This is a genomic window from Flavobacterium sp. 28YEA47A (assembly GCF_041262125.1).
Taxonomy (GTDB): Bacteria; Bacteroidota; Bacteroidia; order Flavobacteriales; family Flavobacteriaceae; genus Flavobacterium.
Genome location: NZ_JBGCCI010000019.1, coordinates 1 through 5,603, shown reverse-complemented (window position 1 = coordinate 5,603; position 5,603 = coordinate 1). Strand labels below are relative to the sequence as shown.

The window sequence follows — 5,603 nt, the reverse complement described above, 5'->3', positions numbered from 1 at the left end:
TTCCTGCTGCTGACAGCCTTCCTGACTTTTTTCCCGCCAGCGGTATAAAGATACTCAATTTTTCGTATTTCCGAACCGAAAAATACCCTTGAGGGAAGGTTCAGGTGGTTGTAGCGTATGTCGGTGATGGCCTTGTTCTTGTCTGCGGTCATATTGCCGAAGTTATCGTAGGCGAACGAGGGGCCGGGTGCATTGGCCTGATTGAATCCTTGCGGGTCACCGGAACCGTCTTCCACATGCAGCAGCCTGTTCTTGGAGAGCGGGTCGTAGGCATAGACAAGGTCATCGATCTGGACATAGGGTCCCAAATCAGAATCCAGCCCTCCGTTGCGTTCCAGATAGATGATATTTCCGTTCTTGTCATAGCGTATTGACTCATTGTAGGATCCGGTCATTAGGGTCTCCTTTATGTAGACGGCATTTGTGAGCCTGTTCATGGCATCGTAGGTATAGTTGTATCTCCTAAACTTATTGTCACTTGCGGTTTTCCATCCCGTTTCCGCAATGTTTCCGTTATATAGCGGTTGGGCGGCTATCGGAGACTCGTAATAGAGCCTGAAGGCGAACAGGTCTTCCGGGTCTCCAGGCTTTGCCAGCGCTCCCATATCGTTGATCCCTTTGAGCCAACCGCGTACGGTATAGGCATAGTCTACTTTTTGCAACGGAGTGCTTCCCGTGAGGTCGGTACTGCCGACTTTTTTGGATATAAGCTGCCCCAGTTCGTCATAGTTATTCAGGGACAGCAGTTCTGCCGGATTGCTATTGACCTTATGGGTCCGCGAGAGGAGTCGGTCCTGGTCTGTATAGGTAAAATCTTCCCTTACAGTCAATGCCGTATTGGCGTCGATGCGCTTGTGCTGGGTTACCGTGTAGAGTATTTTTCCAGAAAAGTCAAGCTTTGAATCTGTCTGGGTATATCCGCCAAGGAAGTTCTTCGTGCGGACACGTATCGGCCTGTCCTTGTAGTCATAAAGGATGTAGGAGGTTTCCCCTGCGGTGGCGGTAGAGGCTTCCGGAACCCTTGTCCATGATCCTGTGGCCAGCCCTTTCGGTTTGACGGTAAGGTTATAGTATACTGGCTGTGCTTCCACGTCTGAAAAACCCGAAGGCGCTCCGGGGAAGGCGTAGCTGTCATAATAATTCACGCTCAACACATGCCATCCGTTTCCGGTAGGCCATGCGGTACTGGTATAGCGGAATACCACCCCGTTTACGGTATTGTCGGATTCAGCCTTGGCTTCGCTCAGGTTTGAAACCTGTGCGTTGCGTGCCGCCTGCAGGCTGTTCCTGTCCGTACTGCTCACGGCAGCCTGCATCCATCCTGTATAGGCCACCCGGCCAAAGACATCGTACTTGGTAAAGAGCCACCCGATGCTTCCTGCCATGTCCTTGAAGGGCGATAGGGCCGGGCCTGTGGCAATGACACGGTCAAGGCTGTCATAGACGATAAACTCCCACTGTTTTCCGGGAAGTTTCTTTTCCACGAGCCTGTTGTGCTCGTCATAGCGGTATTGGTAGCAGAGCCCGTCCAGGTCTGCCTGGCTGGCGCTCCCGTCGGAGAGGGGAGGCAGCACGAAGGCGAGGTTTCCGAAATCGTCATAGACATAATAGGTATCGTGCCAGCTTTCGGCCGGAGTTCCGTTTACGATGGAGGAGCCCCAGACCCTTTTCAGCACAAGTTTTCCTTGTTTGTTCTTGAACTCCTGCACCGTATGGCTGTTCCCGGCTGTCCAGTTCTCATCCTTAAGTACCGTCTTGTATAGCGATCCGGCCTGATAGGTTCCCTGCTGGGAGAGCGTCACGGGATAGAAGCCTGCCGAGTAGGCGCCGTTTGCGGCCCTGTAGAGCCTTACGGCATCTGCTGCGGAATTGGCAAGGTATTCGGTGCGTACGGTATGGTCGGGATCGGCAGCGGAGGCTGGCATCTTCCATGCATTTCCGGGAGCGGCCTGCCCGAGCACGCGTCCCAAGGGAGAAGCCTCGAAAATCTTTTCGGTGTAGGGATTTCCTGTCGCCTCAAAGGCCGGGTTTCCTGTCAGCGAAAGGCTTGGCGATCCGTAAAAGGACATCACGTCCGTTGCGGCTGCGGTATTGTAGTCGAGCGTTGCGGAAGGGCTCACGAAAGGCAGGAATTCCCTTGCCTGCCTTCCCGATGCGTCATATTCGATATGGGTGACGATATCCTTTCCCGAGCCGGACATCTTGTGGGCGCGCTGCTGTATGGGGCGCCCGAGCCCGTCATAGTAGGTAACCGATACGGCCGGCCTTCCGCTGCCTGCTTCCCGGTAGGTGGTGGAGGTGGTATAGTTCTGCGTGGCGGTCTGTGCTGTTGCCGCTAGAGGCGCGATGGCCAGCAGCAGGCATGCCCTTATTATCTTGTATGTATTGCGTAATGTCATGGCCGTCATGGATTAGGGTCTGTAATTGTATTGGTTCTCGGTCAGGGTGTTGCCGTCCTTGTCCTTCACGGACTTGGGTCTCCCGAAGGAGTCATATTGGTAGTAGGTCCTTTTGCCTTTCGGGTCTATGGTTGCGGATACCCCGACCAGCGGCTTATAGGAATATCCCGTCATCATGGCTCCGGAGGCCGTTGCGGTGATACGCAGGTCTTCCAGGGCAGACAGAAGGGAAGCCTCATTGTATGTTGCGCTGTCCGAATAGCCCTGTACTGCCCCTATCAGGCTTTGGGGGATGCTTCCGTAGGCCATGTTCTCTATCTTTGCCACCATCTGGGTATTGTTATAGCCCCACACATAGCTGGTCTTCATCCCGTTGGGCTGCTCGATTTCCAGTATGTTTCCGAACTCGTCATAGCGGTTGAATTTGGCCTTGACAGCCAGCGTCTTGTTGGTTGTGGAGGTGGAAATTGTGGCAGGCATCCAGGACACGTTTCCTGGCCATGTGTTGGAATAGTCTGTCTTGGCAGTCGCTACCAGGTTCCCGTTCTTATAGTTTTCCGTCTTTTCGATTTCGGAAAATCGCTGTTCTGCCAGCGGCGCGTTGCGGGTAAGATAGGTATAGGCCGTTTTTAGCGTTTCCCCTTCGGAAGCCGTGGTCTGTTTTGATTCCAGGGCGCGGTTGGCATCACGATGGTAGGCGAAGCCTGTCTGCTGCACGATAGGGGCAGAGCCGGGTTGGTAGAGCGTTTCGGTCTCGCTGGCCGTCCTTACCTTGGCGGTCCTGTCCACGACGCTCCTGTCCATATAATAGCTCTGCCAACGTGCCGCGTCATAAAAACGATAGGTGTAGTCGGTATTTTTAACCAGCACATTGTTCCTGTCGTAGTCCTTCCTGTTTTTTAGCAGCCCCCTCCTGAAATCCTGCGACAGGCTCATGTAAGAGCCGGTATCAAGGCCAAGTGCAGGATAGTCGGCTGAGGTGGTAAAGGTGTATTCGGTCTTCCCGTTGTTTCCGCTGTCGGTTACCGTCACGTTGCGGTAGCTCACGAATTCCAGGTGGCCGTATTTTTTTTGAAAATCGCGCCCGTTGTCTGCCACCAGGTTTCCGCTGCTTCTGTTGGGCTCACCAAACAGGCTGTAGGAATAGTAGGTTTCCTTTACGGGAGTATACTCCGGGTATTGCATCTGGTCTTTCCCCCTGAAAAGGTCGGCAGGGACGTCCTCATTAAAATGCGCTATCCTCTTAATGCGTATCCCACCGCCGTATTTCCATTTCTTGATGTCGGGATTCTTGCGTATGGAGCGGATTACCCTATAGGCGCTCTTAGGGATGTGGTTCTGGGATACATCTCCCAGCTGTATGAAATAATAGCGGCTCGGGGGCAGGATATAGCTCCTTCCGTAGCCAAAGTTTTCAGAATTATGGGTATTCTGGAATGCAACGGATGTATTGGACGGAGGGAATCCGTTCATGGTAACTGTAGGCTCGACCCAGGTATTGCTGAGATCGCTGAAATATTCGTACGGCTTGATGAATATGCAGACCTCCATGGGCGCCGTGCCGCTGATGGCAAAGCCGGAAGAGTTGGGTATCCTTCCCCTATAGAGCTCCTCCACGATATGGTTGTAGGGATACACGGCTTCTCCCACATAGTAGGTGTAGTAGCTCTCCGGCTCTTCCACATAGCCTGTTCCCGGGACATAGTTTTCAGAAATTGAGACTCCCTGGAAGTAGGAATAGGTGTTGGATTCGTATTCGTAGAGTATGGATCCCCCGGTAGGCAGCAGGATTTTTTCCAGCACATTCCTGGTACAGAACTTGGGATTGACGGCATAATCTGTCAGCTGCTGGCTGTACTCATACATTTCGGAAGGGATAAAGGTCGGGTATCCGAACCTGTCGTTACCTAACCGTCCGTCCAGTGCCTCGTATTCGTACCCGTAGGTGCCGTCACTGTAGCTGAACCGGTATTCCTCGCCTTTTGCCTGCGCCGCATCGCGGAAAGTCAGCCTGTCCCATTGCCTGAGGTCGATTCTCTTGACAGTATTGGAATTGGGATCGGTAAGGGTCATCTCATTTATCAGCATAAGTTCTCTGGATGGGTCGTAGACGGTGTTGTTGCCCGTTGAATAGGCAAATTGCACTTTTCCGAAGCCTTCTGCCTGGATAGATGTCAGCTTGTTGACAATCGATTGTTTTTGTATTGCCAAAGGGGTTTTCATTTCCAGATAGGCGAAGCTGAGAAGCTTGTTGCCGTTTTTGTCATAAATGGCAGAAAGGCTGTAGCCCTTAGGAGTATTTTTGACATACACATTATTTGCAACCTCAACATCCCTATCCACGATGTCAAAGACATACTTGTATTCCCTCGAATCAAATATGATAAAGGAATTGATCTTGAAGTTTACCGGATCGTAATCCAGGGTAACCTTTAGGGTTTCTCCCTTCCCCGAAAATAGGGAAGGGACCAGCTCGTTGTTGGCGGTCTTGATAACATAGAAGATACCGGAATGGCCCATGAAGCTGAACTGGTAGCGGTCGCTGAAATATCGGGTGTCGTCGTTGGGATTGCTCTGTTCGTTTTTGTAATTGAACCAGGCATCTTCGACGGTCTTTGTGATGGTGCCTCCCCTGCCTATCGACCATCCGGGCTGCCTGATGTCGTCATTCACGACACCTCCAATGGATATGCTGCTCGGATGGTAGGCCATTGCCAGGTTCAGGCTTATGTCCTTGCTGCGCGTGGGTAATGAGAGCAGCGGTATGCTTATGTCGGGTATTCCGGTATGGAGGCTGACCGGCAGGTCGTCAAACCTGAACATGGCGGCGGCCGTATTCGCGACTGTCTGAGGTCCGTATTCCGTTGCGGACGATACCTGTGCCATTGCAAAAGGGCTGGCTGTCAGTAATACCAAAAGTGCATATATTTTTTTCATGTGTAGTGTATTTTATTGTTTGTTAATGGCCTTTACGACCTTCACCGAGTCGTTCTGCACGTTGGTGCGTATCTCTATGATATAAATCCCTTCGGGCATGCCCCCCAGGTCAACCGGCACGGTTCTGTCCGTAATGTCGAAGTGCTGCAATTGCCTTCCGGAAAGGTCGTAAACGGTGGCGCTTCCCTTTTGGAATTCGTAGCCTACCAGCACGTTGGTGTAGTGCAGGGTAGGGTTGGGATAGGCCTCGATAGGGTTTTTCTTTTC

3 protein-coding genes are annotated in these 5,603 nt (G+C 52.2%); all 3 read right to left on the bottom strand.

The features are described 5' to 3' along the window. Positions 1–2,399 (bottom strand): DUF6443 domain-containing protein (locus tag ABH942_RS16565; protein ID WP_370033946.1); only part of this gene is annotated, 2,399 nt, incomplete at its 3' end. Between the two features lie 12 nt (positions 2,400–2,411). After that, positions 2,412–5,336, bottom strand: coding sequence for a hypothetical protein (locus ABH942_RS16560; protein ID WP_370033944.1), 2,925 nt, complete (start codon positions 5,334–5,336; stop codon positions 2,412–2,414). 12 nt (positions 5,337–5,348) lie between these two features. Then, on the bottom strand, positions 5,349–5,603 hold a 255-nt coding region (locus tag ABH942_RS16555), incomplete at its 5' end, for a T9SS type A sorting domain-containing protein (RefSeq protein WP_370033942.1).

Coding starts and splice junctions, on each gene's coding strand:
- ABH942_RS16560 (WP_370033944.1), bottom strand. CDS start 5,336: ATGAAAAAAATATATGCACTTTTGGTATTACTGACAGCCAGCCCTTTT.